The organism is Streptomyces sp. NBC_01571 (assembly GCF_026339875.1).
Lineage (GTDB): Bacteria > Actinomycetota > Actinomycetes > Streptomycetales > Streptomycetaceae > Streptomyces.
Genome location: NZ_JAPEPZ010000001.1, coordinates 4,893,422 through 4,918,438, shown reverse-complemented (window position 1 = coordinate 4,918,438; position 25,017 = coordinate 4,893,422). Strand labels below are relative to the sequence as shown.

The 25,017-nt window shown below is 72.0% G+C and carries 23 protein-coding genes and 1 riboswitch; of the genes, 13 read left to right on the top strand and 10 right to left on the bottom strand.

The genetic code is table 11. The features are described from left to right. Positions 1 to 95 precede the first annotated feature (95 nt). From OHB41_RS22085 to otsB, 3 genes are all read left to right on the top strand, one after another. Positions 96 to 1,361: an ABC transporter substrate-binding protein gene (locus tag OHB41_RS22085; protein WP_266699954.1), complete on the top strand. Its 1,266-nt coding sequence runs from the start codon at positions 96 to 98 to the stop codon at positions 1,359 to 1,361. Between the two features lie 47 nt (positions 1,362 to 1,408). Continuing rightward, positions 1,409 to 1,636 carry a DUF3263 domain-containing protein gene (locus OHB41_RS22080; protein WP_266706053.1) on the top strand — a complete coding sequence of 76 codons (228 nt, stop codon included), beginning with the start codon at positions 1,409 to 1,411 and terminating at the stop codon, positions 1,634 to 1,636. 175 nt (positions 1,637 to 1,811) lie between these two features. Further along, complete coding sequence (gene otsB / locus OHB41_RS22075) at positions 1,812 to 2,687, top strand: trehalose-phosphatase (RefSeq protein ID WP_266699953.1); 876 nt, start codon at positions 1,812 to 1,814, stop codon at positions 2,685 to 2,687. Between the two features lie 28 nt (positions 2,688 to 2,715). On the opposite strand, the gene OHB41_RS22070 is transcribed toward otsB, so the two are convergent. After that, positions 2,716 to 4,137, bottom strand: a complete 1,422-nt coding sequence (locus OHB41_RS22070; protein ID WP_266699952.1) for an alpha,alpha-trehalose-phosphate synthase (UDP-forming) — start codon at positions 4,135 to 4,137, stop codon at positions 2,716 to 2,718. A 126-nt stretch (positions 4,138 to 4,263) separates the two neighbouring features. Then, positions 4,264 to 5,208 (bottom strand): glucosyl-3-phosphoglycerate synthase, encoded by a 945-nt coding sequence (locus OHB41_RS22065; RefSeq protein WP_266699951.1) that lies wholly within the window; start codon positions 5,206 to 5,208, stop codon positions 4,264 to 4,266. A gap of 167 nt (positions 5,209 to 5,375) precedes the next feature. After that, positions 5,376 to 5,532: riboswitch (SAM riboswitch) on the top strand. A 17-nt stretch (positions 5,533 to 5,549) separates the two neighbouring features. Here OHB41_RS22065 and thrC point away from each other — a divergent pair. From thrC to OHB41_RS22040, 5 genes are all read left to right on the top strand, one after another. Next, positions 5,550 to 6,878: a threonine synthase gene (thrC, locus tag OHB41_RS22060; protein WP_266699950.1), complete on the top strand. Its 1,329-nt coding sequence runs from the start codon at positions 5,550 to 5,552 to the stop codon at positions 6,876 to 6,878. A gap of 120 nt (positions 6,879 to 6,998) precedes the next feature. Then, positions 6,999 to 7,274 (top strand): MoaD/ThiS family protein, encoded by a 276-nt coding sequence (locus tag OHB41_RS22055; protein WP_168528719.1) that lies wholly within the window; start codon positions 6,999 to 7,001, stop codon positions 7,272 to 7,274. Positions 7,275 to 7,728: 454 nt separating this feature from the next. Then, the gene (locus OHB41_RS22050; RefSeq protein ID WP_007493268.1) at positions 7,729 to 7,935 is read left to right on the top strand and encodes a cold-shock protein; all 207 of its coding nucleotides are present in this window, start codon (positions 7,729 to 7,731) and stop codon (positions 7,933 to 7,935) included. A gap of 354 nt (positions 7,936 to 8,289) precedes the next feature. Further along, a complete protein-coding gene (gene groL, locus OHB41_RS22045) occupies positions 8,290 to 9,912 on the top strand; it encodes a chaperonin GroEL (protein ID WP_266699949.1) in 1,623 nt (540 codons plus the stop codon). Between the two features lie 197 nt (positions 9,913 to 10,109). Continuing rightward, positions 10,110 to 11,264 carry an NADH:flavin oxidoreductase gene (locus OHB41_RS22040; RefSeq protein ID WP_266699948.1) on the top strand — a complete coding sequence of 385 codons (1,155 nt, stop codon included), beginning with the start codon at positions 10,110 to 10,112 and terminating at the stop codon, positions 11,262 to 11,264. A gap of 108 nt (positions 11,265 to 11,372) precedes the next feature. Here OHB41_RS22040 and OHB41_RS22035 read toward each other — a convergent pair whose 3' ends face one another. From OHB41_RS22035 to OHB41_RS22025, 3 genes are all read right to left on the bottom strand, one after another. Then, on the bottom strand, positions 11,373 to 11,960 hold the full coding sequence (locus tag OHB41_RS22035; protein WP_266699947.1) for a hypothetical protein: 588 nt from the start codon (positions 11,958 to 11,960) through the stop codon (positions 11,373 to 11,375). Between the two features lie 67 nt (positions 11,961 to 12,027). Beyond that, positions 12,028 to 12,975, bottom strand: coding sequence for an N-acetylmuramic acid 6-phosphate etherase (gene murQ / locus OHB41_RS22030; protein ID WP_266699946.1), 948 nt, complete (start codon positions 12,973 to 12,975; stop codon positions 12,028 to 12,030). A 154-nt stretch (positions 12,976 to 13,129) separates the two neighbouring features. Further along, positions 13,130 to 14,053 carry a MurR/RpiR family transcriptional regulator gene (locus OHB41_RS22025; protein WP_266699945.1) on the bottom strand — a complete coding sequence of 308 codons (924 nt, stop codon included), beginning with the start codon at positions 14,051 to 14,053 and terminating at the stop codon, positions 13,130 to 13,132. 55 nt (positions 14,054 to 14,108) lie between these two features. Here OHB41_RS22025 and OHB41_RS22020 point away from each other — a divergent pair, with 55 nt between their 5' ends. After that, a complete protein-coding gene (locus tag OHB41_RS22020) occupies positions 14,109 to 14,504 on the top strand; it encodes a DUF8819 family protein (RefSeq protein ID WP_266699944.1) in 396 nt (131 codons plus the stop codon). Further along, positions 14,501 to 14,767: a DUF4031 domain-containing protein gene (locus tag OHB41_RS22015; protein WP_266699943.1), complete on the top strand. Its 267-nt coding sequence runs from the start codon at positions 14,501 to 14,503 to the stop codon at positions 14,765 to 14,767. Before OHB41_RS22020 ends, OHB41_RS22015 begins: the two co-directional genes overlap by 4 nt. Positions 14,768 to 14,894: 127 nt before the next feature. On the opposite strand, the gene OHB41_RS22010 is transcribed toward OHB41_RS22015, so the two are convergent. The 3 genes from OHB41_RS22010 to OHB41_RS22000 are packed head-to-tail and all read right to left on the bottom strand — an operon-like array spanning position 14,895 to position 17,907. After that, positions 14,895 to 15,998, bottom strand: a complete 1,104-nt coding sequence (locus tag OHB41_RS22010; RefSeq protein ID WP_266699942.1) for a GNAT family N-acetyltransferase — start codon at positions 15,996 to 15,998, stop codon at positions 14,895 to 14,897. A gap of 20 nt (positions 15,999 to 16,018) precedes the next feature. Then, positions 16,019 to 17,224: a Cmx/CmrA family chloramphenicol efflux MFS transporter gene (locus tag OHB41_RS22005; RefSeq protein WP_266706051.1), complete on the bottom strand. Its 1,206-nt coding sequence runs from the start codon at positions 17,222 to 17,224 to the stop codon at positions 16,019 to 16,021. Positions 17,225 to 17,241: 17 nt separating this feature from the next. Then, positions 17,242 to 17,907, bottom strand: coding sequence for an HD domain-containing protein (locus OHB41_RS22000; RefSeq protein WP_266699941.1), 666 nt, complete (start codon positions 17,905 to 17,907; stop codon positions 17,242 to 17,244). 143 nt (positions 17,908 to 18,050) lie between these two features. Between OHB41_RS22000 and OHB41_RS21995 the strand changes: the two genes are divergently transcribed. After that, positions 18,051 to 18,746, top strand: a complete 696-nt coding sequence (locus OHB41_RS21995) for a copper homeostasis protein CutC (RefSeq protein ID WP_266699940.1) — start codon at positions 18,051 to 18,053, stop codon at positions 18,744 to 18,746. 404 nt (positions 18,747 to 19,150) lie between these two features. Here the strand turns inward: OHB41_RS21995 and OHB41_RS21990 are convergent, their stop codons facing one another. After that, positions 19,151 to 21,253 carry a HelD family protein gene (locus OHB41_RS21990; protein WP_526024949.1) on the bottom strand — a complete coding sequence of 701 codons (2,103 nt, stop codon included), beginning with the start codon at positions 21,251 to 21,253 and terminating at the stop codon, positions 19,151 to 19,153. 342 nt (positions 21,254 to 21,595) lie between these two features. Here OHB41_RS21990 and OHB41_RS21985 point away from each other — a divergent pair, with 342 nt between their 5' ends. Then, entirely contained in the window at positions 21,596 to 21,790 is a 195-nt protein-coding gene (locus OHB41_RS21985; protein ID WP_266699939.1) for a hypothetical protein, read from the top strand. Positions 21,791 to 22,014: 224 nt separating this feature from the next. Further along, a complete protein-coding gene (locus OHB41_RS21980; protein ID WP_526025053.1) occupies positions 22,015 to 23,397 on the top strand; it encodes a glycosyltransferase 87 family protein in 1,383 nt (460 codons plus the stop codon). Here the strand turns inward: OHB41_RS21980 and OHB41_RS21975 are convergent. After that, the gene (locus OHB41_RS21975) at positions 23,355 to 24,998 is read right to left on the bottom strand and encodes a DNA repair helicase XPB (RefSeq protein WP_266699937.1); all 1,644 of its coding nucleotides are present in this window, start codon (positions 24,996 to 24,998) and stop codon (positions 23,355 to 23,357) included. The genes OHB41_RS21980 and OHB41_RS21975 overlap by 43 nt on opposite strands. Between the last annotated feature and the right edge of the window lie 19 nt (positions 24,999 to 25,017).

The following is a 25,017-nucleotide window of genomic DNA, read 5'->3' as shown; positions in this document are numbered from 1 at the left end:
TCACGTGGTGTAGACCTTGTATCCGCATTCCGAGACGGATGCAATGGACGCAGAAGCAAAGACGGCAAGCCGACGCAGGGGTGGGAGACGACAGCGTGCAGCGACGTAGGACAGGACTGGTCGCGGTGATGTCCGCACTGGGCATGACGGCGACCCTCGCGGGCTGCGGCAGCTCGGACGGGTCCGGAGACGTGACCCTCCAGCTCGTGGCCGCCGACTACGGCGACTCCAAGGCCAACAGCTCCCAGAAGTACTGGGACGCGCTGGTCAAGGGATACGAGTCCGCCCACCCGGGTGTGCGTGTCGAGGTCAGCGTGTACCCCTGGACCGATGTCGACCGCAAGGTCGGCGAGAGAGTGGCGGCGGGCCGGGCCCCCGACATGGCGCAGATCGGCGCGTACGCCGACTACGCCGCCAAGGGTGAGCTCTACAGCGCCGATCAGGTGCTTTCCATCCCGGTCCAGGCCGACTTCGTCTCCCAGCTCACCGAGGCGGGGCAGATGAACCGGGTGCAGTACGGCATGCCCTTCGCCGCCTCCACTCGGCTGCTGTTCTACAACAAGAAGCTCTTCGCGGACGCCGGTCTCACCCCGCCGCAGAGCTGGAGCGAGCTCGCGGCCGACGCCGCGGCGCTCAAGTCGCGGGGCGTGAAGTTCCCCTACGCCCTTCCGCTGGGCCCGGAGGAGGCGCAGGCCGAGACCATGCAGTGGCTGCTCAGCGGCGGCGACAACTACACCGACGACGTCGGCACATACCACCTCGACTCGACGGAGAACGTCAACACCCTCACCTGGCTCAAGAACGAACTGGTCGGTAAGGGGCTCACCGGACCCGTCGCACCTGCCAAGCTCAACCGCGCGGACGCTTTCGCGGCGTTCGCCCGGGGCGAGGTCGGGATGCTCAACGGGCACCCCACGCTGATGAAGGCGGCGGCCGACAAGGGCGTGAGGTTCGGCATGGTGCCGATGCCGGGCGTCGACGGCAGGGCCAAGGCGACGATGGGTGTCGCCGACTGGATGATGGCGTTCAAGCACAACGGCCACCGGGAGCAGATCGGGTCGTTCCTGGACTACGTGTACAGCGAGAAGAACGTGCTCGCCTTCTCCCACAAGTACGACCTGCTGCCGGTGACGACGTCCGCGTCCCAGGCGATGAGCGCCGACGCGCACGACAAGGATCTCGTCCCGTTCCTCGACGAGCTGCCCACCTCCCAGCTCTATCCGGTCGGCAAGACCTCCTGGGCGTCCGTGAGCGCGGACATCAAGCAGGACATCGGCAAGGCGGTCGCTCCGGACGGCAGCCCGGCCGGGGTCCTCGGCGCGCTCCAGCGGACGGCGACCATCCGGGAGAGCACGGACTAGCGCCGCGGGTGTCTGTGGCCGGGGTTACGGTGCTTCTCATGACGTCCATGGAGGAGCTCGGGGCGCGGGAACGGGCGGTTCTCGCCATGGAGCGGCGGGGATTCGCCGGGCCGGGGGCGAAGGAGCGGGCGATAAGGGAGCAGCTCGGGCTGGCGCCGGTGCGGTATTACCAGCTTCTCAACGCCCTTCTGGACGATCCGCGGGCGCTGGCCCACGATCCGGTCACGGTGAACCGGCTCCGCCGGGTCCGGGCGTCCCGCCGCGACGACCGCTGACCCGGGTTCATCCGTACCAGGGGGCTCCGCCCCGAGCCCTTCGGGCGAGGCGGGGGTGCAGGGGGCGGCAGCCGCTTGGCGGGGTCCGGGGCGGAGCCCCGGGGACGGGTCGGGTAGGGGCGGCGGGGGCGGAGAAGCGTGGGTGGGTTCGGGGCGGCCCCGATAGGGTCGGCGTATGGGCAGTCATGCGGAATCCCCGGAACACCCCGAGACCACGGACACCGTCCCGACACCGGCGACCGCCGCGGGAAAGGACGGGCTGCAAGCCATCCTCGCGCGCCCCGCCCGAACGGTGATCGCACTCGACTTCGACGGAACCCTCGCCCCCATCGTCCCCGACCCCGAACAGGCCCGCGCCCATCCCGCTGCGGTCCCCGCCCTCGCGGCCCTCGCCCCGAAGGTCGCCTCCGTCGCCGTCGTCACCGGCCGGCCCGCCGGCGTGGCGGTCCGCCACGGCGGCTTCGCGGGCGTCCCGGGCCTCGACCACCTCGTCGTCCTCGGCCACTACGGCGCCGAACGCTGGGACGCCCGCACGGGCACCGTCAGCGCCCCCGCCCCCCACCCCGGCGTGGCAGCCGTCCGCGCCGAGCTGCCGGGAGTCCTCGACCGGGTCGGCGCCTGGCAGGGCACGTGGATCGAGGAGAAGGGCCGCGCGCTCGCCGTCCACACGCGCCGCGCCACGGACCCGCAGGCCGCCTTCGAGTCCCTGCGCGAACCCCTCGCCGATCTCGCCACCCGGCACGGCCTGATCGTCGAACCGGGCCGGATGGTCCTGGAACTGCGCCCGCCGGGCATGGACAAGGGCGTCGCCCTCCTGGAGTACGTCCGCGAGGTCGGCGCCGAAGCGGTCCTCTACGCGGGCGACGACCTCGGCGACCTCCCCGCCTTCGCCGCCGTCGACAAACTCCGCTCGGACGGCGTCCCGGGCCTGCTGGTGTGCAGCGGCAGCTCGGAGGTCGCGGAACTCGCCGACCGCGCCGACCTGGTGGTCGACGGCCCCGCCGGGGTCGTCCACCTGCTGAGGGCCCTGGCGGACCGGTTGGACCGGTAGCCCCGGCCCGCCGCGGCGAACGGCGCCCTCACTCCTCCAGCGCGCGCAACTGCTCCAGGAACCACTGCGCCGGAGGCAGGGCCGTCGCCGCCGCGGCGAGCCGCTTCGTGCGCTCGGCCCGCTCACCGGCCGACAGGGACAGGGCCTCGTGCAGCGCCCGCGCGGTGCCGACCACGTCGTACGGGTTCACCGCGACCGCGTCCTCGCCCAGCTCCTCGAACGCCCCGGCCTCCCGGGACAGCACCAGCACGCACCCCTCGTCGGAGACGACGGGCACCTCCTTGGCGACGAGGTTCATGCCGTCCCGGATGGGGTTGACGAGGGCGACGTCGGCGAGCCGGTAGGCGGCCAGCGAGCGGGCGAAGTCGTCCTTGACGTGGAGCACCACCGGGGTCCAACCCGGCGTCCCGTACTGGGAGTTGATCTCGTCCGCCAGGGTCTGCACGGCGGCCGTGTAGTCCCGGTAGACCGCCAGGTCCTGGCGGGAGGGGTAGGCGAAGGCCACGTGGACCACCCGCTCGCGCCACTCCGGCCGGTCCTCCAGGAGCTGCCGGTACGACAGCAGGCCCCGCACGATGTTCTTCGACAGCTCGGTGCGGTCGACCCGCACGATCGCTCTGCGGGCGCGGCCGTCGGGGCCCTCACCGATCTGCCCGCGCAGCGCGTCCATCCGCTCGGCGACGTCCGCCTCGTGGGAGCGCCCGCGCAGGAAGTCCGCGTCCGCGCCGAGCCCGTGCACCCCGACCCGGGTGTCGCCGAGCCCGCCGACGAGCGCCTCGCAGCAGGCGGTGAACGCGTTCGCCCAGCGGTGCGTCAGGAAGCCCAGCCGGTCCGCGCCGAGCATGCCGCGCAGCACCTGCTCGGCGATGTCGTCGGGCAGCATCCGGAAGTAGTCGACCGGCGCCCACGGTGTGTGGGAGAAGTGGCCGATGCGCAGGTCGGGGCGGAGCTCCCGCAGCATGCCGGGGACCAGGGTCAGGTGGTAGTCCTGCACGATCACCACGGCGCCCTCGGCCGCCTCGTCCGCCAGGGCGCGCGCGAACGAGCGGTTGTAGGCCTCGTACGACGCCCACTGGCGCCGGAACTCCTGGTCGAAGACCGGCTCCAGCGGCGTCTGGTACAGCATGTGGTGGACGAACCACAGCATGGAGTTCGCGATGCCGTTGTAGGCGTCCGCGTGCACCGTGGCGTCGATGTCCAGCATCCGCACGCCCTCCTCGCCGACCCCGCGCCGGACCGCCTCGCGGTCCCCCTCGCCGAGCGCCGAGCACACCCACAGGGCCCCCGCGTCCGGACCGATCGCGGAGAGGCCGGAGACCAGCCCGCCCCCGCCGCGCCGGGCCTGGAGCGAGCCGTCCTCGCGCACCTCGTAGGAGACCGGGCCGCGGTTGGACGCGACGAGGATCCGGTGGGCGCCATGCGTTGAAGCCGTTGAAGCCGTTGAAGCCATGCCTCGAAACCTAGCCCGGCACCGAAACGCTCAAACGTTCCCGTCGGCCGTATGCGACGAAGGACACGAACCGCGGGGCGGTGGCGCCGGTCGTGCCGTCCACCACCCCCTCACCAGGGACGCGGTTCACGCGGCCCGGCGTTCCACGTATTCGGAGATTTCGGCCATCGGGGGGCGTTCCTCCGTGTCCACCGAGTACGTACGCGGCTCGAAACCGTCCTCGCCCCGCTCGAACTGGGTGAGGGAGGGCCGGATGAGATGGCCGCGGGCCAGCCGGAGCTGCGCCGTGCGGTAGATCGCGGCGGACATCCGGCCCAGCGCCTGCCCGTCCTGGTGGCGGTGCTTGCGCTCGCCCACGTCGACCTGGGCGAGCGCGTCGAGGCCCACCAGGTGCAGGGCGTCGACGAGCATGCCCAGTTCGACGCCGTACCCGACGGGGAAGGGGAGCTGTTCCAGCAGCGAGCGGCGGGCCGCGTACTCACCGCCGAGCGGCTGGACGAAGCCGGCCAGCTGGGGCCAGTGCATGTTCAGCAGCGGGCGGGCCATGAGCTCCGTGACGCGGCCGCCCTGCCCCGCGGCGCCGGCCAGCGGACGGTCGTACATCCCCTTGACGAGGTCCACGCCCGGCTCGGTGAGCAGCGGGCCCACGATCCCTGAGACGAAGTCCGACGAGAACTCCCTCAGGTCCGCGTCGATGAAACAGACGATGTCCCCGCTCGTCACGAGGAGCGACCGCCACAGCACCTCGCCCTTGCCGGGCACAGCCGGGATGCGGGGCAGGATCTCGTCCCGGTGCACGACACGCGCGCCCGCCGCGGCGGCCACCTCCGAGGTGCGGTCGGTCGAACCCGAGTCGACGACGACGATCTCGTCGACGAGGGGCACCTGCCGCATCAGGTCGTGGCGGATGACGGTGACGATCTCGCCGACCGTCTCCTCCTCGTTCAGCGCGGGCAGCACGACGCTCACCGTGGAGCCCGAGGCGCGCTTGGCGGACATGATTCTGTGGAGCGGGCGATCGGCCACGGACCAGGAGCGTGTGTTCAGCCAGCGCTCGACTTCCTTCAGCACAGTCTGCGGCTCCTCACTGTCTGATCACCCGGTGTCGCACGGTGTGATCCATCTCGCGGTTCGGACGACTATCTCAACTGTCCTGGCCTTCGGTTACAGTCTTGAACAACGCGGATGACCATCGCATGTCGTAGATCATCCCGGACTGAAGACCAACAACCGAATACCGCTCATCCAGAGGGGCAGAGGGATACGGCCCGATGAAGCCCCGGCAACCCTCCAGCCGGTCCTGTACCGATCATTGCCGATCGCGTCGCGGGGCTCCCGGCTCGGGAAGGTGCCAAATCCGTCTCACGGCGAAGTGCGTCGTGAGGAAGATGAGGAGAAAGGGCCTCGCCTCCATGGCTGCGCAGACTGTTGCAAGCACTCCGGACACCGCGACCTCCGCGGACCCGTCGGCTTCCACCGCTTCCACCGGCACCGTCGATCTGGGCCCCGCCGCGGCGCTCTCCTGCCGCGAATGCGGCCACCGGGTGCCGCTCGGCCCGGTCTTCGCCTGCGAGGAGTGTTTCGGACCGCTCGAGATCGCCTACGACTTCTCGGCCTACGACACCGAAGAACTCCGGGCGCGCATCGAGGCGGGCCCCGCGAACATCTGGCGTTACGCGCCACTGCTGCCCGTCCCGGCCGACGTCGCCGACAAGCCGAACATCAACCCGGGCTGGACCAGGCTCGTCAAGGCCGACAACCTCGCCCGCGAGCTGGGCGTCGAACCCGGCCGGCTCTTCGTCAAGGACGATTCCGGCAACCCGACGCACTCCTTCAAGGACCGCGTCGTCGCCCAGGCCATCGAGGCCGCCCGCGCCTTCGGCTTCACCACCCTCTCCTGCTCCTCGACCGGCAACCTCGCCGGCGCGGTGGGCGCCGCCGCCGCGCGTGCCGGCTTCCGCTCCTGCGTGTTCATCCCGCACGACCTGGAGCAGGGCAAGGTCGTCATGGCCGCGGTCTACGGCGGCGAGCTCGTCGGCATCGAGGGCAACTACGACGACGTGAACCGCTTCTGCTCCGAGCTGATCGGCGACCCGGCCGGTGAGGGCTGGGGCTTCGTCAACGTCAACCTGCGGCCGTACTACGCGGAGGGGTCCAAGACCCTCGCGTACGAGATCTGCGAGCAGCTCGGCTGGCAGCTGCCCGACCAGCTCGTCGTGCCGATCGCCTCCGGCTCCCAGCTGACGAAGGTCGACAAGGGGCTGCAGGAGCTGATCAAGCTCGGCCTCGTCGAGGACAAGCCCTACAAGATCTTCGGCGCGCAGGCCGAGGGCTGTTCGCCGGTGTCGGTCGCCTACAAGGCCGGCCACGACGTCGTCCGGCCGCAGAAGCCGGACACCATCGCCAAGTCGCTGGCCATCGGCAACCCCGCCGACGGCCCGTACGTGCTGGACATCGCGCGGCGGACGGGCGGGGCCGTGGAGGACGTGAACGACGAGCAGGTGGTCGACGCGATCAAGCTGCTGGCGCGCACCGAGGGGATCTTCGCGGAGACCGCCGGCGGTGTGACGGTGGGGGTGGCCAAGAAGCTGATCGAGAACGGGCTGCTCGACCCGACGCTCACCACGGTCGTGCTGAACACCGGTGACGGCCTCAAGACGCTGGACGCGGTGGCCGGCACGGGACTGACCGCGACCATCCGCCCCAGCCTGGACTCCTTCCGCGAGGCCGGCCTCGCGTAGCCGCCCGGCCGGGGAGGTCCTTCCCCGGCCACGGGCCCGCGGGGGCCGGACGCGCAGTTCCACGCGCCCCTGCCGGGGCGCTCTCCGCCGTACGCCACCATCCGACCGGGAGGTCACCGCATGAGCGTCAACGTCCGCATCCCCACCATCCTGCGCACCTACACCGGTGGCCGGTCCGAGGTGACCGCCGAGGGAGGGACCCTCGGCGAGGTGATCTCCGACCTGGAGAAGAACCACACGGGCATCGCCGCGCGCGTGCTCGACGACGAGGGCAAGCTGCGCCGGTTCGTCAACGTGTACGTCAACGACGACGACGTCCGCTTCGAGCAGGGCCTGGAGACGGCGACGCCGGACGGCGCGGGCGTCTCGATCATCCCCGCCGTCGCCGGAGGCTGACGGGCGGTTACCCACGGTGAAATCATTACCGTGGGTAATGCCAATCACCGAGAGTTCATCGAATTGCCCCCTCCGTGAGAGAAGCGGAGGGGGCAATTCTGCATGGTTGAGCGGGGTACAGTTGGGGAACCCGCCGCCTTATCCATGCCGGGTGCATATGAGTGCAGGTGCGGCCTGCGATAAGAAGTGGCCAAAGTGCCCGGCGTTTTTGAGCCTTATGTGGCCTTTATGGGGCCCGAGTTGCCCTAAATCTTCGCGAATTCTCCCTATATTCCCGATCGGGCGTGCCCAGAATTCTCGTCCGATTGACCTGTTGCAGACGGCAGTTGGGCAGATACATTCAGCCGCGGTCGACGCGTTCCGGCGCACACCCCCAATCCGTTGGGGGGTGGAGGTCTGACCCGGGTCCGCGAAGTGCGGTCCTGTGCAAGGGCCAGTAATAGGGGAGTTAGGCATGGCTCAGGGCACCGTCAAGTGGTTCAACGCGGAGAAGGGGTACGGCTTCATCGCGGTCGACGGTGGTGCGGATGTTTTCGTCCACTACAGCGCGATTCAGATGGACGGCTACCGCACCCTGGAAGAGGGTCAGCGGGTCGATTTCGAGATCTCGCAGGGCCAGAAGGGGCCGCAGGCGGACATGGTCCGGCTCGCGACCGGCTGAAGCACGCGCCGACTGACTGTTCGACGTGACGAAGGGCTCGTATCCCTCTGGGGTGCGAGCCCTTCGGTCTGTCCGGGGCGTCCGCGCGACCCCTCCGGGGCGTCCGAGCGACCCCTCCGAGGGGCGGTCGCGCCGCCCCTGTCCACCTGGGGATCCTCCGGAGTCGCTTGCACTCGGCAGGGGCGAGTGCTAATCATTGCGTTAGCACTCTGAAGGTGAGAGTGATAACGAAGGACCGGGTCGGTGAGGCCCGCAGGCCAGGTGGTGCAAGGAACCACGGGGCAGGCAGGCCGTCCGTCGCGGGCGCCAGCGCGGTCCGGAGCAATCCACCCCAGTCCGGGAGGACCACTTCACATGGCCAAGATCATCGCGTTCGACGAGGAGGCACGGCGCGGTCTCGAGCGCGGGATGAACCAGCTCGCCGACGCCGTCAAGGTCACCCTTGGCCCCAAGGGCCGCAACGTCGTCCTCGAGAAGAAGTGGGGCGCCCCCACGATCACCAACGATGGTGTTTCCATCGCCAAGGAGATCGAGCTCGAGGACCCGTACGAGAAGATCGGCGCCGAGCTGGTCAAGGAAGTCGCCAAGAAGACGGACGACGTCGCCGGTGACGGTACGACCACGGCGACCGTGCTCGCCCAGGCGCTCGTCCGCGAGGGCCTGCGCAACGTAGCCGCCGGCGCCAACCCGATGGCTCTCAAGCGTGGTATCGAGAAGGCCGTCGAGGCCGTCTCCGGTGCCCTCCTTGAGCAGGCCAAGGATGTCGAGACCAAGGAGCAGATCGCTTCCACGGCCTCCATCTCCGCCGCCGACACCCAGATCGGCGAGCTCATCGCCGAGGCGATGGACAAGGTCGGCAAGGAAGGCGTCATCACCGTCGAGGAGTCCCAGACCTTCGGTCTGGAGCTTGAGCTCACCGAGGGTATGCGCTTCGACAAGGGCTACATCTCGGCGTACTTCGCCACCGACATGGAGCGTATGGAGGCCGTCCTCGACGACCCGTACATCCTGATCGCCAACTCGAAGATCAGCAACGTCAAGGACCTGCTGCCGCTCCTCGAGAAGGTCATGCAGTCCGGCAAGCCGCTGCTGATCATCGCCGAGGACGTCGAGGGCGAGGCCCTGTCGACCCTGGTCGTCAACAAGATCCGTGGCACCTTCAAGTCCGTCGCCGTCAAGGCTCCGGGCTTCGGTGACCGCCGCAAGGCCATGCTCGGCGACATCGCCATCCTCACGGGCGGCGAGGTCATCTCCGAGGAGGTCGGCCTCAAGCTGGAGAACGCGGGTCTGGACCTGCTGGGCCGTGCCCGCAAGGTCGTCATCACCAAGGACGAGACCACGATCGTCGACGGCGCCGGCTCGGCCGACCAGGTCGCCGGTCGCGTGAACCAGATCCGTGCCGAGATCGAGAACTCGGACTCGGACTACGACCGCGAGAAGCTCCAGGAGCGCCTGGCGAAGCTGGCCGGCGGCGTGGCCGTCATCAAGGCCGGTGCCGCCACCGAGGTCGAGCTCAAGGAGCGCAAGCACCGTATCGAGGACGCCGTTCGCAACGCGAAGGCGGCCGTCGAGGAGGGCATCGTCGCCGGTGGTGGCGTGGCCCTGCTCCAGGCTTCCTCGGTCTTCGAGAAGCTCGAGCTGACGGGTGACGAGGCGACCGGCGCCAACGCCGTGAAGCTCGCCCTGGAGGCCCCGCTCAAGCAGATCGCCGTCAACGGTGGTCTCGAGGGTGGCGTCATCGTCGAGAAGGTGCGCAACCTGCCCGTCGGCCACGGCCTCAACGCCGCGACCGGCGAGTACGTCGACATGATCGCCGAAGGCATCATCGACCCGGCGAAGGTGACCCGTTCCGCGCTGCAGAACGCCGCCTCCATCGCCGCGCTGTTCCTCACCACCGAGGCCGTCATCGCCGACAAGCCGGAGAAGGCCGCCGCGGCCGCTCCGGGCGGCATGCCGGGCGGTGACATGGACTTCTGATCCGCCTCCGGCTGATCACTGTCCTGACGTTCCGAGGGCGGTACCCCTTCTCCCAGGGGGTGCCGCCCTCGGGCGTGTCCGGGGTCACACGAGGAGTCGGAGAGCGCCGGAATTCCGCGCCGGACCCGGCGGTTGAGGGGACGGGCGGTTGATGCGCATGCACATACCGAGTGGAATGCCCGTCAGTCGTCCGCCCGATGACCGACCGACCTCTCCGAGGAGTCCCGTACGTGACTGCCAACGCCGCCTCCCGTGCCGCCGAGATCCTGTCCCGCCCCGTCGCCCTGAACGGCCTGACCGTCCCGAACCGGATCGTGATGGCGCCGATGACCCGGCAGTTCTCGCCGGGCGGTGTTCCGGGCGAGGACGTCGTCGGGTACTACGCGCGCCGTGCCGCCGCGGGGGTCGGCCTCATCGTCACCGAGGGCACCTACGTCGGCCACGAGTCGGCCGGGCAGAGCGACCGCGTCCCGCGCTTCCACGGCGAGGAGCAGCTCGCGGGCTGGACGAAGGTCGCGGACGCGGTGCACGCGGCGGGCGGCACGATCGTGCCCCAGCTGTGGCACATCGGCATGGTGCGTGAGGCGGGCCAGCCGCCGTTCGCCGACGCCCCGCCGGTCGGCCCGTCCGGTCTGACCAACGAGGGCGCCGAGGTCACCGGCAAGGCCATGACCCAGCAGGACCTGGACGACGTCATCGAGGCGTTCGCGAAGGCGGCCGCCGACGCCGAGCGCATCGGCTTCGACGGCGTCGAGCTGCACGGTGCCCACGGCTACCTGCTCGACCAGTTCCTGTGGTCGGGCACCAACCGCCGCACCGACGCGTACGGCGGCGACCCCGTGGCCCGGGCCCGGTTCTCGGCGGAGATCGCGGCCGCGGTCCGCGCCGCGGTCTCGCCGGAGTTCCCGGTCATCTTCCGCTACTCGCAGTGGAAGCAGCAGGCGTACGACGCCCGGCTCGCCGAGACCCCGGAGGAGCTGGAGGCGATCCTGACCCCGTTGGCCGAGGCCGGCGTGGACGTCTTCCACGCCTCCACCCGCCGCTACTGGCTGCCCGAGTTCGACGGCTCCGACCTCAACCTGGCGGGCTGGTCGAAGAAGCTGACGGGCAAGCCGGTCATCAGCGTCGGCTCGGTCGGCCTGGACGGCGAGTTCCTGAAGGCCTTCCAGGGCGAGGGCTCCTCCGTGCGGGGCATCGACGACCTCCTCGACCGTCTGGAGCGCGACGAGTTCGATCTCGTCGCCGTCGGCCGCGCGCTGCTCCAGGACCCCGAGTGGGCGGAGAAGGTGCTTGCCGGCCGCTTCGACGAGCTGAAGGCGTACGACCCGGCGGCGCTGCGGACGCTCAGCTGACCCCATTCCCCTGGCCGGGCGCGGACCCCGCTGACCAGCCGGCTTCAGGCCGCCGCGGGCCGCGCACTACGTCGCGAAGGGGGGCGGCGACAGGTGGTCGACGGGCCGCTACAGGTTCCCCATGGGTTCGATGTCGACCTTGACCGGGGTGCCCCAGATGCGCAGCACCTCGTAGTCCGTGAACTCGTGGACCAGGCGGTAGGCCATCCCCGGCCGGGGGGTGCGGCGCTCCGCGGCGAGATAGCGCTCGGCCTCCTGGCGGTCGCGGCGCGGGGTGCCGCACAGCGCCCAGGCCTGCCCCGTCCACACCTCCGGGAGCCAGCGCTGCTGGGGCTGGGGGCGATCGGCGCGTACGCCGTACCGGGACATCGTGCGCTCGGGGGACTCGTCGGGGCCGGGGGTGCGGGCGTGCCCGTAGGCGTCGTTGACCTCGGTGCGGCGGGCGGCGCGACGGCGCGTCTCACAGAGCAGACAGAGGTCGGCGGCGCCCTCGTCCACCGGGCCGTTCGGGTGCTCGGCGCAGCGGGTCGTGGGCACCGCCGTGGTGACCGTCTCCTCCAGCAGGTCCAGGGCCCGCTTGAGATCGGCCTTGACCTCGTGCAGCTTCGCGTCGGGGGTGTCGGCGTTCAGCGCGTCGCCGTGCTCGCCGAGGACGCGCAGGGCCCGGCCGAGGGCGGTCAGCTGTGCGTGGTTCATGCGTCCACCCTGCCACGCCGCACCGACAGCCCGGTGCGGCCGGTGAGGCCGGTGCGACAGGTGCCGCTCAGCGGGGTGCCGCCGCGAGCGCCGCGCGCAGGTGGCCGTCGCTCTCCTCCAGGAGGCGGGCCGCCGTGGGCCCGTCCACCCCGCCCAGGAGGGCGAGGATGGCGTTCTTCACCTCCCCGTCGGTGGCCGCGAGGGCCTGCTCGATCTCCTCGTCCGAGGCGCCGGTCGCCAGCGCGACGATGCGCCGGGAGCGGGCGCGGAGCTTCTCGTTCGAGGCGCGGACGTCGACCATCAGGTTCCCGTACGTCTTGCCGAGCCGGATCATCGTGATCGTCGAGAACATGTTGAGGACGAGTTTCTGGGCCGTGCCCGCCTTCAGACGGGTGGAGCCCGTCAGCAGCTCCGGGCCGACGACGATCTCGATGCCGTGCTCGGCGGCGGCCGCGAGGGCGCTGTGCGCGTTGCAGGACAGGCCGATGGTCAACGCGCCGCGTGCGCGGGCGTGTTCGACGGCGCCGACGGCGTACGGGGTGCGGCCGGAGGCGGAGATGCCGACCACCGTGTCGTCGGGGGTGAGGGCGAGCGCCTCCAGGTCGGCCGCCGCCAGTTCCCTGGAGTCCTCGGCGCCCTCGACCGAGGTGACCATGGCGCCGGGGCCGCCCGCGATCAGCCCGACGACCTCGGACGGGTCGGTGTTGAAGGTGGGCGGGCACTCGGAGGCGTCCAGGATTCCGAGGCGGCCCGCGGTGCCCGCGCCCGCGTAGATCAGCCGGCCGCCGCGGGACATCCGCTCCGCGATGTCGTCGATCGCGGCGGCGATGAGGGGGAGCCGGTCCGCGACCGCCGCCGGCACGGTCGCGTCCTCGGCGTTCATGAGCCGCGCGATCTCCAGCGTGGGCAGCCGGTCGATCTCGGAGAGTTCGGGGCGGAACGCCTCGGTGGTCAGCGTCTCCAGCTCGGCGCGCAGATCGCGGTAGTTGGAGGAGGCGTCGGCGGTGGAGGTCATGTGGAGCGGCTCTTTCCGGTGCGGGGTGACAAGGGGGTGCCCTTCTGGGGCGCTGGGCTGTGACGCGTGCGGCTCGGTCGCGTGGGCGGGCCGGGCGGGAACGGTCCGGGGTTCTCGTACGGCCTTCCGGTCTCTTCCGGCCCGCGGCGGCGCGCTACCGCGTACGCCCCCTGGGGGTGTGCCGGTGCGCCAAGGCCTCGTACGACGCGGCCAGCGCGGGTGCCGCCGTCTCGTACGTCCGCTGTGCGACCCCCACGAACAGGCAGTCGACCACCAGCAGCTGGCTGGTGCGCGAGGACATCGCCGCCGGGCGCAGCTCGCTCTCGCGGGCCGTGGAGGTGGTGAGGATGTGGTCCGCGTACTGCGTCACGGGCCCGTCCGGGCGGCCGGTGATCGCGATCGTGGTCGCCCCGCGCTCGAAGGCGACCCGGAGCGGCTCGATGATGTCGCCGGTGGAGCCGGAGTGGGTGATCGCGATGGCCACGTCCTTGGCGCGAAGTTGCACCGCGTTGGTGACGGCGAGGTGGGGGTCGCTGTGCGGGTGGGCTATCAGCCCGATGCGCAGGAGCTTCTGGGCGAGGTCCTGGGCGACGAGGCCGGACGCGCCGACCCCGTAGATGTCGACGCGGCGGGCGGCGGCGAGCGCGGTGACGGCCGCGCCGAGCTGGACCGTGTCGAGCCCGGCCGCGGTGTCGGCGAGGGTCTGCTGCTCGTCGTAGGCGAGCTTGGCGACGACGTCGGCGATCGGGTCGTCGACCGCTATGTCGGCGGTGACCGCCGGGGCGCGGCCCGACTGCTGCTGGGCGGCGAGGCCCGCGAGCGCCAGGCGCAGGTCGCGGTAGCCGGGGTAGCCCAGGAGGCGTGCGGTGCGCACGACCGTCGCCTCGCTGGTGCCGGTGAGCTCGGCGAGGCCGGTGACCGTGAGGGACGCGCAGCCGGCCGGGTCCGCGGCGACGGCCTCGGCCACCCGCTGCATGGAGCGGGTCATCGACGGGGCCAGCGTCCGCACCTTGGCCGCGAGGGCGGCCGGGGCGGGCGGGGCCTCACCGGCGAAAATTTCCTTCACTTCTTGGGTCACCTCTGAAAGATATTTTCTGCTGGGGTATCCGGTCAAGAGTGCGCACAATGGGTGCATGCCCCCCCACAGTGATCCCATCAGCCCCTTGGAGCAGGCGTTGCACGCGGCTCGTGCCCTCGTCCTGGCCGACCTGGTCGCCGGGGAGGTGGCCGAGGCGGACGTCGTCTCGCTCGTCGAGGACTCGGTGGTGCAGCGCCGCTGGTGGGTCGAGCAGTGGCCGGAGGGTGTCGGCTATGTCGCCGGGCTGGTCGCCCAGGACGTCCAGGACGCGCTCCTGGAGCGGTACGGGCGGTGGCCGCTGTGCCCGGTCTGCGGCTCCGGGGACCCGCACGCGCTCGACGTGGAGCCCGAGTTGGGGCCCGACCCGCACTGGGTGTGCCACAAGGCCGGTGTGAAGGTCGCGTCGGTGGGCACCCTGGGATCCGCCACCGGCGACACCCCGTCCTCGTGACCGTCTACATCGACCCGCCCACCTGGCCGGGGCACGGCCGCCTGTGGTCCCACCTGATCAGCGACCTGTCGTACGACGAACTGCACCGGTTCGCGGCCGGCCTCGGCGTCCCGTCGCGGGCCTTCGAACGCGACCACTACGACATCCCGGCCCACCGCTACGCGGACGCCGTGCGCGCCGGCGCGGTGGAGGTCGGCAGCCGCGAGGTGGTGCGGCTGCTGCACGGGGCGGGGTTGCGCCGGCGCAAGCACGCCGGCCGGTGAGGAGCGGGAGCGGGTCCACGGGTGTGCCGCCTGCCGGTGACCGCCACCGGGTCGGGCCCCGGTGTCCCGGAGGAGCGCGGGCCGGGCGCGGCGGATGGGCGGACGGGACCGCGTCCAGGGGAGCGGGTCAGTCCTCGCGGGCGTACACCCGCAGGGCCGGGTCCGGGCCGGCCAGCTCGTACGCGTACTGACCGGCGTCCTCGCTCACCCGGGTGAAACCGGCGCGTGCGACGACCCGTTGGGAGGCGGCGTTGTCCCGGTCTATGACCGCGAAGAGGACCTTGACGTCGTCACGGGAGAGGTACCGGGCGGCGAGGGCGCCGAGCGCCTCGGTCGCGTAGCCGTGGCCGCGGGCACCCTCCGCGAGGTCGTAGCCCACCTCGGCGCGGCCCTGCTCGTCGGGTGCGCCGTGGAAGCCCAGGGCGCCGACGGCCAGGCCGTCCGCGGTCCGTACGAGCACGAACATGCCCCACTCCGGGCGGTGCACGCCCGCCTCGTACCCCTTCACGATCATCCCGGCGGCGTCCCGGGTGCCCTCGAAGGGGCCGCCCTCGATCCACCGGAAGCCGCCCGTGCCGCCCGCGAGCAGATCGGCGGCGGCCGCGGGCGTGACGCCCTGCAGGGTGAGCCGCTCGGCCTCGATCACCAGGTTGTTGTTCCAGCGCCACTCGGTGAGCGGGGCGCGGTCCGGCAGTTCGCCGCGGCCGGTCGCCCACAGCAGGGTCGGCCAGGGGGCGTGGCCGGGCCGTACCTGCGGGAAGATCCGGGCGAGGACGTCCTCGCACAGCTCGGCCGGGGGCTCGTAGGCGACCCCCAGCCCCTGGGCGATGTCGTGCGTGTGCACCAGCACCTCGGTGACGCCCATCGCGGCGAAGCCCTCGCGCCCGGCGCTGCGGAACGGGTACGGGTGGAAGGCGCGCAGTTCGCGCGGTGCCGTACGGACGGCGGCGGCCAGCAGCGTGCCGGTCGCCTCGATCACGTCGACGACGGCCGCCGCGTCGGTGCCGTCGTCCATGACGATCTCGAACGGCAGATAGGCCCCGGTCGCGCGGCCCGCCAACTGGCCCGCGTACGCGACGAGGTCGGACGCGATGTGCTCGGCCGTCCTGCGGCAGCTCCACTCCAGACGGCCCGCCCGGACCCCGTCCCAGTCCCGTCCGGTCACCGTCCGCAGCAGTGCCACGGCCCCGGAGACGGCTTCCTGCACCTGGTCCCCACCCATGTCTCGCATGCGGGTGAGGATAAGTGCGCTCAGGCCTGTGTGTGTACTGGATTGTTCGCGTTCCCGGCCGCCACCACGCGGGACGGACCGCCCCGCTGGTGCAGTCGCAGCGAGACCGCCGCCACGGCCATCCCGGCCACCGTCATCGCGGCGCCCGCCCAGGCCGTCGCGGTGTACCCGAGGCCCGCGTCGATGACCGCGCCGCCGACCCAGGGGCCCCCGGCGTTGCCGAGGTTGAAGGCGGCCGTGGTGGTGGCGCCGGCCAGGGTGGGGGCGGCACCGGCGAGGTCGAACAGGCGGGCGTTGAGCGCCGGGGCGGTGCCGAAGCAGGAGACGCCGAGCAGGAAGGAGAGGGTGACGGCCGCGATCGCGAACTGCCCCAGCAGGGCGAGCGCGACGAGGACGGAGGCGGAGGCGGCGATACCGGTGAGGAGCACCCCGAACAGGTGCGCGTCGGCGATCCGGCCGCCGATCGTCGTACCGATGAACGCGCCGACCCCGAACAGCGCCAGGACGCCGGGCACCCAGCCGTCGTCGAGCCCGGCGACGTCGGTGAGCAGCGGCGAGAGATAGCTGAACGCGCAGAACACGCCGCCCGCGGAGAGCATCACGACGGAGACGGCGAGCCAGACCTGCGTGTCGCGGTAGACGACCACCTCCCGCCGCAGCCGCGGCTTCTCGGCCGGCGCCGGGATGCGCGGGATCAGGGTGACGACGCCCACCAGGGCGATCGCCGAGGCGGCGCCGACGGCCCAGAACGCGGAGCGCCAGCCCAGGTGCTCCCCGAGGAACGCGCCGGCCGGGACGCCCAGGACGTTCGCGATGGAGAGCCCGCCGATCATCACCGAGAGGGCGCGGGCCCGGACGGTCCGCGGGACCATCGTTATCGCCACCGCCGCGCCCACCGCCCAGAAGCCCGCGCAGGCCAGCGCGCTCACCACGCGGGAGGCGAAGAGCACGGTGTACGTCGGAGCGAGCGCCCCCGCGACCTGCCCGAGACCGAAGACGGCGAGGAGGACGACGAGGGTGGTGCGGCGCGGCAGCCGCAGGGTGGCCACGGCGAGCAGCGGCGCCCCGACGACCATCCCGACGGCGAACGCCGATATCAGCAGGCCCGCCCGCGGGATGGTGACGCCCATGTCGTCGGCTATCGGCGGCAGCAGTCCCGAGAGCATGAACTCGCTGGTCCCGAGGGCGAAGACGGAGAGGGCGAGGATGTGGACGGCGAGGGGCATACGGGTACGCGCGCCGGTCATGCGCCGGCCTCGCCGGGCGCGGCCGGATCCAGCCGGCCCAGCTCGTGCCCGACGTTGTGCCGGGCCCGCTCCTCCCACTCCCGCTTTCCGTAAGGCGTCCGGAACAGCCGTGGCAGGCCGAGGAGTTCGCGCAGCACCGCCGCCCGGCCCACGCGGAAGGCCTCGTCCGGGACGAAGGCGTACTCCTCGCGGACCGCGGCGGTGTAGGCGGCGTAGGCACCCGGCGGCGAGGCCAGGACGGCGAGGTCGGCGTCGCAGAGGACCGCGCCGTTGCGGTCGTCGGGGGCGGGGTCGTGGGTGACGGTGAGGCGGACGAGACGGGCGACCTCCCGTGTACGCGGCGCGTCGCCGCCCAGTTCGGCGAGGGCGCGTTCGGCGAGACGGGCGGAGCGTTCCTCGTTCTCGGAGCGGTCGGGGTGGTAGACGGCGTCGTGGAACCAGGCGGCCAGGCGCACCAGGTCCGGATCGTCCGCGTACTTCTCCAGCAGATCGATGTGGTCGAGGACCGCCGTGAGGTGCGCGACGGAGTGGTACCGGCGCTGCGGCTCCTGCCAGCGGGCGAGCAGGTTGTCCGCGTACGGGGCCGGGTCGGGTCCGCCGGGCGGCCGGGCACCTTCCAGGGCATGGGTCCAGCGGGCGCGCAACGCGTCGAGGTCGGGCATGTGCGCATTCTCCCGCGCCGGGGCGGCGGACCACAGGGTGCGGCCGGGACGCCCTCGGACGATCTTCTCGCGGCGGTGGCTGTTCCCGGCGTACGCTTGGGATTGGACTAGACCTGTAGTAGCCGTCCGAGGGAAGAGGTCCTATGAGTGAGCGCAGGCGTGCGGCCCTGGAGGTGATCGCCCTCGGCGTGGAGGACGCGGTCGCCGCCCAGGACGGAGGCGCGGACCGGCTGGAGCTGGTCACCGACATGGCTGCCGACGGGCTGACCCCGACGGTGGAGACCTTCGCCGGGATCCGTGCCGCCGTCGACATCTCGCTGCGCGTGATGCTCAGACTCGCCGACGGTTTCGCGGCCGGGGACGTCGACGCGCTCGTCCGCGTGGCGGGGGAGATGCGGACCGCGGGGGCCGACGAGTTCGTCCTCGGCTTCCTCGACGAGCACGGCGGACCCGACCTGTCCGCCGTGGAGCGGATCGTCGTCGAACTGGACGGCTGCCCCTGGACCTTCCACCGCGCCATCGACCGCGCCGCCGACCGCGACTCGCTGCGCAAGCAGCTCGCCGAACTGCCCGGCCTGGACGCCTATCTGACGGCGGGTTCGCCGGACGGCGTGGACGACGGGTTCCCCACCCTGCTCGCCGAGACCGCCCGGGCCGGCGAGCCCGGCTACGAGCCGCGCGTCATGGTCGGCGGCGGCCTGCGCCTCGACCACGTGCCCCGGCTGCGCGCCGCGGGGGTCGACGCCTTCCACATCGGCGGCGCGGCCCGGCCCGGCGGGTGGGACACCCCGGTGTCCGCGGACGCGGTACGGCAGTGGCGGGCGGCGCTGGACGGATAGGGACGGTTCTCCCGGTCGGCGCCGGACGCGCCGGGGCCCGCATCCCCCCGCCGGGTGCGGCCGGCCCCGGGCCGGGGTGGCGGGGGGACGGCTCCCCGGGCACTCGGCCCGCTGTTTCCGGAGCGGTGCCGTTCCGGAGCCCCGCACCGCCTTGAAGCGGTGCCGTTCCAGCGCCCTGCCGTTCCAGCGCCCCGCCGTCTCGGAGTCGTGCCGTTCCAGCGCCCTGCCGTTCCAGCGCCCCGCCGTCTCGGAGTCGTGCCGTTCCAGCGCCCTGCCGTTCCAGCGCCCCGCCGTCTCGGAGTCGTGCCGTTCCAGCGCCCCGCCGTTCCAGCGCCCCGCCGTTTCCGGAGTCCCGCCGTCTCGAAGCGGTGCCGTTCCAGACCCCCGCCGAGGTCCTCCCGGGGCTAGCTCAGCTGGGGTGGCAGCGGCGCCGCGTGGGTCACGATCAGTCCCGAGACCGCGCGGGTCAGCGCCACGTACAGACGGCGCAGCCCGGTCCGCTCGTCCGGTTCGCCGTCGACCACGGCCCGCGGCTCGTCCAGGACCACGTAGTCGTACTCCAGGCCCTTGGCCAGGGAGGCGGGGACGAGCGTCAGCCGGGTGTCCTGGGTCGTCTCCTCGCCCGGACCGAGATACCCCAGACCGGCGGTGGCCAGTGCCTCGGCGAGCGCCGGCACGCGGGCGTCGGCGGCGATGAGCCCGACCGAGCCCTCCTGGCGCAGCAACTCCCGGCAGGAGTCGATCACTTCGGGGTCCGTCGCGATGGCCCGCAGCTCGAAGAAGCCCGGGTTCTCGCGGACCGACGCCACCGGGGTCAGCCCCGGCGCGATGTGCGGCAGCAGCCGGGAGGCGTAGGTGATGACGTCGGTGGGGACACGGAAACCCGCCGTCAGCTCCTCGACGACGGCCTCCTCCTTGCCGAGATGGGCGAGCGCCTCGCCCCAGCTCCGGGTCGCCCAGGGAGTGGTGCCCTGCGCGAGGTCGCCCAGTACCGTCGCCGAACCCGTCGTGCACCGGCGGCCCACGGCTCGGTACTGCATCGGGGAGAGGTCCTGCGCCTCGTCGAGCACCACGTGTCCGAGGGAGTGCGAGCGCTGTACGAGGTCGGTCGCCTCGTCGATCAGCACGGTGTCCGCGGGGGACCACTTGGCGGCCTTCACGGACCGGGCCGGCTTCGCCCAGAGGATCTCCTTCTGCTCGTCCGCGTCGAGGACACCCTCGGCGTGCACGGCGAGGAAGTCCGCGTCGGCGAGCAGCCGCAGGACCAGCCGGGCCGGGTCGACGGGCGGCCAGATCGCCTTGACCGCCGCCTTCACCGCGCTGTCACGGGCGACGGCGTCCTGCACCCGGTCGTCCGGTGCCTCCCCGGCCCGCTCCATCTGCACCAGCACGGCGTGCGCGATCCGTTGCGGAAGGGCCTCGCGGGCGGCGCCGTACCGGATGTCGCGGTCCAGCAACTCCCGGACGATCTCCTCCAGTTCGTACGCCGGTACCCGCCAGCGCCGGGAGCCGCGCACCACGACGACCGGCTCGCCCGGCGGTGTCACGTGCGAGCGGACCGCGCGCCGCAGCACCTCGGCCATCCGCGCGTCGCCCTTGATGACGGCGGCGGTGGACGTGTCGGTGCCGCGCACCTCCACATGGGCGACGAGGTCGTCGACCGTGGCCTGCTTGACCTCCAGCTCGCCCAGGGCGGGCAGCACCTGCTCGATGTAGTGCAGGAAGGACTTGTTCGGCCCGATGACGAGGGTGCCGGTGCGGGCCAGCCGTTCCCGGTGGGCGTAGAGGAGATAGGCGACGCGGTGCAGGCCGACGGCGGTCTTCCCGGTGCCGGGCCCCCCTTGGACGCACACGCTTCCGCTCAGCCCGCCGCGGACGATCTCGTCCTGCTCGGGCTGGATGGTCGCCACGATGTCGCGCATCGGGCCGACGCGCGGCCGCTCGATCTCCTGCTGGAGCAGCTTGCTGGTGGCCGCGGTCTCGGAGGGGTCGGAGAGGTGCTCGTCCTCGTACGCCGTGAGGTCGCCGCCGGTGTACCCGAAGCGGCGGCGCAGCCCGACGTCCATCGGGTCCTTCTTCGAGGCCCGGTAGAACGGCTGTGACACGGGGGCGCGCCAGTCGATGACCATCGGGTCGCCCTCGGCGTCGTGCACATGCCGCCGCCCGATGTAGAAACGCTCACCCTCGGCACCCTCCGCCTTGTCGGCGCCGGGCGCGTGCAGGTAGTCGAGACGGCCGAAGAACAGCGGGGTGTGGCTGAGATCGGCGAGGGCCTTGATCCGCTCGTCCATCTGGCGCTGGAGCACCGCGGCGTTGACCCAGTTCGCGGTGACGTCGCGGATGTCGAGGTTCTCCACGTCCTCGCGCATCGCGCGCAGCGCCGCACGGGACTCTCCGAGGTGGGTCCGCTCGCGCAACAGGGGATCGTCCTGGGTGTCCGGACCACGGTCGGCGCGGTCGGCGCGGTCGGTGCGGTCGGCGTGGGGGTCGGCGGGCGGGGTGGACACGGGGCTGCCTCCGGAGACCTGCGGCGTGACTGGATCCTGGATGTTCCTGGCCGGCCGGTTTCCGTCCGGGCGGCGGCACTCCGTCGAGGGAGGCGGGCAAGAGCGGAGATTCTAGGTCAGGGGAGCGGACCCGGGCCAACCGGTTTTTTCGTGGTGCCGGGGGTGCGGGTTCCTGGGTGGCAGGGGCGTGGGCTGCCGGTGTCAGGGTCGCGGAGGCCGGATCCCTAGGGGGCGCCGTCCGTCGTGAGGCGGACACACGGAGGCCCGCGGGTGTACGAGGGGGCGCCGAGGTTCGGTCCATGGACCGACGCCATAAGGGGCGGAGGCTCGCATGATGGATACATGAGCGCAGCCACTTTCACCCCAGGTCCAGCCCAGCACGGTCCCGCCGCCCGCGGCGCGACCGCCTTCTCCGTCGGTCATCACCGCCACCTCCTCGGCGACGCCCTGCGCGCCGTCAAGGTCTTCGCCGGCGCGGCCGTCGACGTGGTCATCCTCGGCGAGTACGGCGAGGAGGCGGGCGTACGGCACCACTGAGCCGCGGCCACCGCCGCGGTCGTACGCCCCGCCCACCGCGGTGAGCCGTACGCCGGAGCGAAGTGCCACGGCACTAGGGTCACCCCGTGCTTCAGCGGAAAGTGATCACTCGCTCACCCACCGGAGCCGACGCCGGCCGCCCCCTCGCGAGCGCCGCCGCGGCCGCCCTGCTCGCCGTCTCCCTCGCCGCCTTCGCCGCGCTGTGCGTCCTCCAGCGCGCCCCCATGGCCGACGCGCTCGTCTACCGGGCCGAGGGCGCGGCCGTCGCGCACGGCACGGATCTCTACGGGTTCACCGTCACCGAGTGGCGGCTGCCCGCCACGTACCCGCCCTTCGCGGCGCTCCTGTTCGTCCCGGCCGCCTGGCTCGCTCCGCCCACCCTGAAAGTGGTCTTCGTCCTCGGGAACACGGTCCTGCTGGCGGTGCTCGTACGGCTCTCCTTCCGCCTCGCGGGCCTTTCCGCCCGGCTCCCCGCGGTCTGTGCCGCCAGCGCGCTCACCCTGTGGCTCGAACCCGTCTTCCAGAGCGTCCTTTTCGGCCAGATCAATCTCGCCCTCGTCTGTCTGATCCTGTGGGACCTGTCCCGGCCGCCCGGCGCCCGCGGCAGGGGCGTCGCGCTCGGGATCGCGGCCGGGGTGAAACTGACCCCCGTCTTGTTCATCGCGTACCTGATGTTCACGGGGCGCCGGCGGGAGGCGCGCACGGCCGCGGGCACCTTCGCCGGGACCGTGCTGCTGGGCGCGTTCCTGCTGCCCGCGGCCAGTGTGGACTTCTGGACCCGGCGGCTCTACGAGACCGGCCGCGTCGGCAAGCCGTGGATCGTCGACAACCAGTCGCTCCAGGGGCTGATCGCCCGCGTGATGGGAGAACCGTCACCGGGACCGGCCTGGGCCCTGCCGGCCGCCGCCGTGGGCTGCGCGGGCCTCTGGCTGTCCTGCACCCGCACGACCGCCGCCGCGAGGAACACGTACGCGGCCCGGGCGTCGCACGCCGAGAAGGACACGTACGCCGAGCAGAGCCTGTACGCCGAGAATGCCCCGTACACGGAGAAGAGCCCGTACGCGGCCCAGGCTCCGCACGTCGCGAAGGCCCCGCACACCTCCGGGACGATGGACGCCTCCGAGCCACCGCACGCTTTCGAGCCCCCGCACACGTCCGGGCTCCCGCACATGTCGCGGCCCCCGCACACCCCGGGGACCGTGCCCGCTTCCACGACCACCTACGTGTCGAGGACCACGTACGCTCCGGATCGCGTCCCCGTGCGCGCCGGACGGGCCGCCCCGGCCACCGGTCCGCATCCCGACCGCTGGGGGGTGCTCGGCACCGCGTTCACGGCCCTTCTCGTCTCACCCATCAGCTGGTCGCACCACTGGGTGTGGTGCGTGCCGCTGATCGCCGTGCTGTACGCCGGACACGGACCGCGTCCGGCCGCCGCCGTCGCCGCGGTCTTCACGGCCCGCACCCTCTGGCTGATCCCGCACCAGGGCGACCTGGACCTCCGGCTCCCCTGGTGGCAGCAGCCGCTGGCCTCGCCGTACCCGCTGCTGGGGCTGCTCGTGCTGGCTCAGCTGTCGGCCAGCAGCTCGTCCGCGTCCAGGATCCGGTAGGCGTACCCCTGCTCCGCCAGGAACCGCTGCCGGTGGGCGGCGAAGTCCTGGTCGATGGTGTCGCGGGCGACGACCGAGTAGAAGTGGGCCTGGTGGCCGTCGGCCTTCGGCCGCAGCACCCGTCCCAGCCGCTGGGCCTCCTCCTGGCGCGACCCGAAGGTGCCCGACACCTGGATGGCGACGGTCGCCTCCGGCAGGTCGATGGAGAAGTTGGCGACCTTCGACACCACGAGCACGCTGATCTCGCCCTCGCGGAACGCGTCGAACAGCTTCTCGCGCTGCGCGTTGCTCGTCTCGCCCTTGATGACGGGCGCGTCCAGATGTTCGCCCAGCTCGTCGAGCTGGTCGATGTACTGGCCGATCACCAGGATCTGCTGCCCGGCGAACTTCCGTACCAGCGCCTCCGTCACCTTCCGCTTGGTCGCGGTCGTCGCGCAGAAGCGGTACTTCTCCTCGGCCTCGGCGGTGGCGTACGCGAGCCGCTCGGAGTCGGTCAGATTGACCCGCACCTCCACACAGTCCGCGGGCGCGATGTAACCCTGCGCCTCGATCTCCTTCCAGGGCGCGTCGAACCGCTTCGGTCCGATGAGCGAGAAGACGTCCGACTCGCGCCCGTCCTCACGGACCAGGGTGGCGGTGAGCCCCAGCCGGCGGCGCGCCTGGAGATCGGCGGTGAACTTGAAGACGGGCGCGGGCAGCAGGTGCACCTCGTCGTAGACGATCAGGCCCCAGTCACGGGAGTCGAAGAGCTCGAGGTGCGGATAGACGCCCTTCCGCTTCGTCGTCAGCACCTGGTAGGTCGCGATGGTGACCGGCCGGATCTCCTTGCGCGTCCCGCTGTACTCGCCGATCTCGTCCTCGGTCAGCGAGGTCCGCTTGACCAGCTCGTGCTTCCACTGCCGGGCGGAGACCGTGTTGGTGACGAGGATGAGGGTCGTGGCCTTGGCCTGCGCCATGGCCCCGGCGCCGACGAGCGTCTTGCCGGCACCGCAGGGCAGCACCACGACCCCGGACCCGCCGTGCCAGAAGTTCTCCACGGCCTGGTTCTGGTACGGCCGCAGCGCCCATCCGTCCTCGGCCAGCTCGATGGGGTGCGCCTCGCCGTCCACGTACCCGGCGAGGTCCTCGGCCGGCCAGCCCAGCTTCAGCAGCGTCTGCTTGATCTGCCCGCGCTCGGAGGGGTGCACGGCCACGGTGTCGGGGTCGATCCGGGCGCCGACCAGCGGCGCGATCCGCTTCGACCGCAGCACCTCTTCGAGAACGGGCCGGTCGGTGCTGGTCAGGACGAGTCCGTGCGCCGGGTGCTTGCTGAGCGTGAGCCGGCCGTAGCGGTCCATCGTCTCGGCGATGTCGACGAGCAGCGCGTGCGGCACCGGGTAGCGGCTGAACTCGACGAGGGCGTCGACGACCTGTTCGGCGTCGTGGCCCGCGGCCCGCGCGTTCCACAGCCCGAGCGGCGTCACCCGGTAGGTGTGGATGTGCTCGGGCGCCCGCTCCAGCTCCGCGAACGGCGCGATGACCCGGCGACAGGCGTCTGCCTGCTCGTGGTCGACCTCCAGGAGCAGGGTCTTGTCGGACTGGACGATGAGGGGACCGTTCACGTACGTACCTATCCCTTCC

What these genes read in the sequence shown, in the direction of transcription:
- OHB41_RS22080 (WP_266706053.1), top strand. Translation starts at nt 1,409, where the DNA reads ATGGAGGAGCTCGGGGCGCGGGAACGGGCGGTTCTCGCCATGGAGCGG.
- OHB41_RS22050 (WP_007493268.1), top strand. Translation starts at nt 7,729, where the DNA reads ATGGCTCAGGGCACCGTCAAGTGGTTCAACGCGGAGAAGGGGTACGGC.
- OHB41_RS22010 (WP_266699942.1), bottom strand. Translation starts at nt 15,998, where the DNA reads ATGCGAGACATGGGTGGGGACCAGGTGCAGGAAGCCGTCTCCGGGGCC.
- murQ (WP_266699946.1), bottom strand. Translation starts at nt 12,975, where the DNA reads ATGACCTCCACCGCCGACGCCTCCTCCAACTACCGCGATCTGCGCGCC.
- OHB41_RS22035 (WP_266699947.1), bottom strand. Translation starts at nt 11,960, where the DNA reads ATGAACCACGCACAGCTGACCGCCCTCGGCCGGGCCCTGCGCGTCCTC.
- OHB41_RS21995 (WP_266699940.1), top strand. Translation starts at nt 18,051, where the DNA reads ATGAGTGAGCGCAGGCGTGCGGCCCTGGAGGTGATCGCCCTCGGCGTG.
- otsB (WP_266699953.1), top strand. Translation starts at nt 1,812, where the DNA reads ATGGGCAGTCATGCGGAATCCCCGGAACACCCCGAGACCACGGACACC.
- OHB41_RS22055 (WP_168528719.1), top strand. Translation starts at nt 6,999, where the DNA reads ATGAGCGTCAACGTCCGCATCCCCACCATCCTGCGCACCTACACCGGT.
- OHB41_RS22020 (WP_266699944.1), top strand. Translation starts at nt 14,109, where the DNA reads ATGCCCCCCCACAGTGATCCCATCAGCCCCTTGGAGCAGGCGTTGCAC.
- groL (WP_266699949.1), top strand. Translation starts at nt 8,290, where the DNA reads ATGGCCAAGATCATCGCGTTCGACGAGGAGGCACGGCGCGGTCTCGAG.
- OHB41_RS22040 (WP_266699948.1), top strand. Translation starts at nt 10,110, where the DNA reads ATGACCGACCGACCTCTCCGAGGAGTCCCGTACGTGACTGCCAACGCC.
- OHB41_RS22070 (WP_266699952.1), bottom strand. Translation starts at nt 4,137, where the DNA reads ATGGCTTCAACGGCTTCAACGGCTTCAACGCATGGCGCCCACCGGATC.
- thrC (WP_266699950.1), top strand. Translation starts at nt 5,550, where the DNA reads ATGGCTGCGCAGACTGTTGCAAGCACTCCGGACACCGCGACCTCCGCG.
- OHB41_RS22000 (WP_266699941.1), bottom strand. Translation starts at nt 17,907, where the DNA reads ATGCCCGACCTCGACGCGTTGCGCGCCCGCTGGACCCATGCCCTGGAA.
- OHB41_RS22005 (WP_266706051.1), bottom strand. Translation starts at nt 17,224, where the DNA reads ATGCCCCTCGCCGTCCACATCCTCGCCCTCTCCGTCTTCGCCCTCGGG.
- OHB41_RS21980 (WP_526025053.1), top strand. Translation starts at nt 22,015, where the DNA reads ATGGCCGACGCGCTCGTCTACCGGGCCGAGGGCGCGGCCGTCGCGCAC.
- OHB41_RS21985 (WP_266699939.1), top strand. Translation starts at nt 21,596, where the DNA reads ATGAGCGCAGCCACTTTCACCCCAGGTCCAGCCCAGCACGGTCCCGCC.